General features: G+C 54.0%; 3 protein-coding genes. 1 reads left to right on the forward strand and 2 read right to left on the reverse strand.

What is annotated here, in order from left to right:
• A partial coding sequence (locus tag ACEQU8_RS09230; protein WP_370263108.1) for an HAD hydrolase-like protein occupies positions 1–421 on the reverse strand: 421 nt, incomplete at its 3' end.
• Positions 418–1,428 carry an RluA family pseudouridine synthase gene (locus ACEQU8_RS09235; protein ID WP_370263109.1) on the reverse strand — a complete coding sequence of 337 codons (1,011 nt, stop codon included), beginning with the start codon at positions 1,426–1,428 and terminating at the stop codon, positions 418–420. The genes ACEQU8_RS09235 and ACEQU8_RS09230, both read right to left, overlap by 4 nt.
• Positions 1,429–1,846: 418 nt before the next feature.
• Here ACEQU8_RS09235 and ACEQU8_RS09240 point away from each other — a divergent pair.
• The coding region (locus tag ACEQU8_RS09240; RefSeq protein ID WP_370263111.1) for a ribonuclease E/G at positions 1,847–3,856 on the forward strand (2,010 nt) is incomplete at its 3' end.

The following is a 3,856-nucleotide window of genomic DNA, read 5'->3' on the forward strand; positions in this document are numbered from 1 at the left end:
GCTTGCTGTGGCATTCATCAGCGCAGCGAGACCCCATGAAATAACGGCCAGTGCCCGTTTGTTCCAGGGCTCGGTTCAGCCCCTGCCGACTTTTGCCGGTGGCCACAGTGCAGATCACTTTCATGTCGTTGAGCGATTGCAACAGCGGCACTACGCCACTGAACAGCTCAAGTTCGTGGTCTTTGCTCAAATAGTGGTGCCTGTAGCTATTGACCAGGCTGGCGATTTGACTTTCGGTGGCGCCCGGCGCGGCATGCCGCAATGCGTCATTTAAGCCCAAGCCGATGACATAGGAGGCAATTTCAGCCCCGGGGTCGGGAAGCCCTGCCTCCAGGCACGCTTGTTGGATGGCCCGGGTAATGGCACCCGTGGAATCCAGGATGGTTCCATCCCAGTCGAAAACAACCATTTTGTACGTCATGAATTGGGTACTGCCTTTAAAGATTGCAAAAATTGATCGAGCTCTTGGGCAAGGGGGGCTTCGAGCACCAAAGGCGCTTTGCTCGCAGGGTGGAGCAACTCCAGGCGCGCGGCGTGCAAAAACATGCGCTTTAGGCCTTGCTTGGCCAATTTACGGTTTAAATCGAAATCGCCATAGCGATCGTCACCGACGATGGGATGAGCTCTGGCGCTTGTGTGCACGCGAATTTGGTGGGTTCGACCCGTCAGAATTCGAACTTGAAGCAAGGTATAGATTGAAGAAAACCCCGCTAACCTTTGAATTATTTTAAATTTTGAGACTGCAGGGTCACCGTTGGGGTCAACAAAAACACGCTGCTCCTTTTGAGAGGCCTGGGTTTTGCGTAGGGCCATGTCAACCAGCCGCAGTTGAGATGGCCATTGTCCATGCACCAAGGTCAAATAATACTTTTTCCAAGATCTTTCCCGAAGCTGTTGCTGCAACACCCTGAGAGCGCTACGCTTTTTTGATACGACCAGCACACCAGAAGTTTCGCGGTCAATGCGATGCACCAGGGCAAGATCTTCACGGGCATTGGCTCGGGACAACCTCAGGCATTCAATAACACCCAGACTTTCGCCAGAGCCACCATGCACCGCCATGCCAGACGGTTTATTAACCACCAACAGATGATCGTCCTCGAAGAGCACCGGAATGGAGGCGGCCTGCCGCGCTGCCTTGGCGGCGCTGGCTAACAAATCATTTGAAGATCCAGGCTCAACATTTTGTTTTATCGTGGTTTTTATAGGTGGAATACGTACGACGTCACCCAATTGCAACTTGGTTTTGGCTTCGGCCCTACTTCGGTTCACCCGCACCTCACCCGAACGAATGATCCTGAATAGGTGGCTTTTGGGCACCCCTTTGCACACGGCTGTTAGAAAGTTGTCCAGACGTTGGGCTTCATGCCGCTCATCAATTTCGATCAGCACGGCTTTGTCTGGATTGGGTTTTTCCTGTGTTTTCAATTCTTTGTTTTACCAACGGGCGAGGTTCAGCATATAATCGAATTATCGCTTGGGACTGGGCCGATTTGAATTGTTGTCGTGTCCGCCTTGCGATTTTATTAACGGGTTAGCCACCTGCCCTGGAAGGCGGCATCGATGTTCGAAAAAGAGGCGCGCGGCTTGTTAGAGCCCGCCTAGAGCTGAAAAAAGATTTTAAGCACCAGCGCACCTCCAAGCGCTGGGTAAACCAAAAACGACGCAGGCCCACCTGGTACAGGTGTCATTTGAATCCATATTTATTTTTAAATATCAATGCCTTGTTGAATCCGCTGCCTTGATTGCGATCAGGCAGGCGGCGTGTTGTTTTCGTTTTTGAAACCTCTTTTTTCTTCCGCTTTTTCGGCATCTCTTTTTGCACTTAGGTGCTATTGGAGTGTGCATGAAGCGCATGTTATTCAACGCGACCCATGCTGAAGAGCTTCGGGTTGCCATTGTCGACGGCCAAAAACTGATCGACATCGACATTGAAACAGCCGGACGCGAGCAGCGTAAAAGCAATATCTACAAGGGTGTGATTACCCGCGTAGAGCCCAGTCTGGAAGCTTGTTTTGTCAATTATGGTGAAGACCGTCACGGTTTTTTGCCCTTCAAGGAAATCTCCCGCCAGTACTTCAAAGAAGGCATTGATGCCGGCAAAGCCCGCATTCAGGATGCTGTTAAAGAAGGACAAGAACTGTTTGTTCAGGTCGAAAAAGAAGAGCGTGGCAACAAGGGCGCCGCCCTGACCACCTTTATCTCTCTGGCTGGGCGTTACCTGGTCCTGATGCCCAACAACCCGCGTGGTGGTGGTGTGTCCCGCCGAATTGAAGGTGAAGAGCGCCAAGAATTGCGCGACGCACTGGACAAGCTGGAATACCCCAAAGGCATGAGCATCATTGCCCGCACCGCTGGTATTGGCCGCTCTGTGGAAGAGTTGCAATGGGACTTGAACTACCTCTTGCAACTGTGGACGGCCATTGACAACGCGGGCAAATCGGCCAGCGGAGCCTTCCTGATTTACCAGGAAAGCAGCTTGGTGATTCGCGCCATCCGCGATTATTTCAGCCCAGACATCGGCGAGGTGCTCATCGACACCGATGAGATTTACGAGCAAGCCAAGCAATTTATGCAGCACGTCATGCCGGACATGATGCATTTGGTGAAGCGTTACAGGGACGACATTCCCTTGTTTAGCCGCTTCCAGATTGAACACCAAATTGAAACTGCATACAGCCGCATGGTTCCCCTGCCCTCGGGCGGCGCCATCGTGATCGACCACACCGAAGCCTTGGTGTCGATTGACGTTAACTCGGCCAGATCAACCCGCGGCTCTGACATCGAAGACACCGCCTTGCGCACCAACCTGGAGGCCGCTGAGGAGGTGGCACGTCAACTTCGCCTACGCGACCTGGGCGGTCTGATTGTGATCGACTTCATTGACATGGAGAAGGCCAGCAACCAGAAGGAAGTTGAAAACCGGGTAAAAGACAGCCTGCATTTTGACCGTGCGCGCGTGCAAATGGGCAAGATCAGCCGTTTTGGCCTGATGGAACTCAGCCGCCAGCGCATTCGCCCGGCATTGAACGAAGGGTCACACACCACTTGCCCTCGCTGCAACGGCACCGGCGTGATTCGCGACACTGAAAGCTCAGCGCTACACGTGCTGCGCATTATTCAGGAAGAGGCCATGAAAGAAGGCACTGCCAGTGTACACACGCAGGTGCCAGTCGACGTGGCCACGTTTTTGTTAAACGAAAAGCGTTCCGAAATTTACAAGCTGGAAGCTCGCCTGAAGGTGCATATTTTGTTGATCCCCAACAAGCACCTCGAAACGCCTCACTACGAGGTAACTCGACTGCGCCACGACGACGAGCGCCTGGAAGACCCACGCAACAGCTTTGAATTGGCCACGGCCAAGGAAGAGCAGAGCTACTACGACAAGAAAGTAGAAAGCGAATCGGCCAAGCGCCAGGAAGCGGTAATTAAGGGTGTGATTCCCACCCAACCAGCGCCTGAGCGTAAACCCAGAACCGAGGTGGTGGTGGCTCAGGCCACCCCAACTTCTGCGCCCTCTTTCTTTGAAAAATTGATGAGTTGGCTGCGTGGTGGCAAATCCGCCGATGCACCAGCCACGGTGATTGAGCAAGCTGAAGCAGAAAAACCACGCCATGCACGCGGTGATCGCAATGCAGACCGACATGGTGACCGCAGTCGGGGCGGACGTAACCGCCGCCGTGGCGGTCGCGGTGGTCGTGACGATGCCAACACCGACACGGCTGAACAAGTGAGTGAAGCTGCTTCAAAGGCCACCGAGCAGGCTGGCGGGCGAGGCAATCAACAGTCGGATCGCGGGCCACGCACGCCCCGCGAGGAGCGCACCCCCGAGGCGGCCGAAGCCCCCCAACCACTG

This window comes from Limnobacter sp. (assembly GCF_964228395.1).
Classification (GTDB): domain Bacteria; phylum Pseudomonadota; class Gammaproteobacteria; order Burkholderiales; family Burkholderiaceae_B; genus Limnobacter.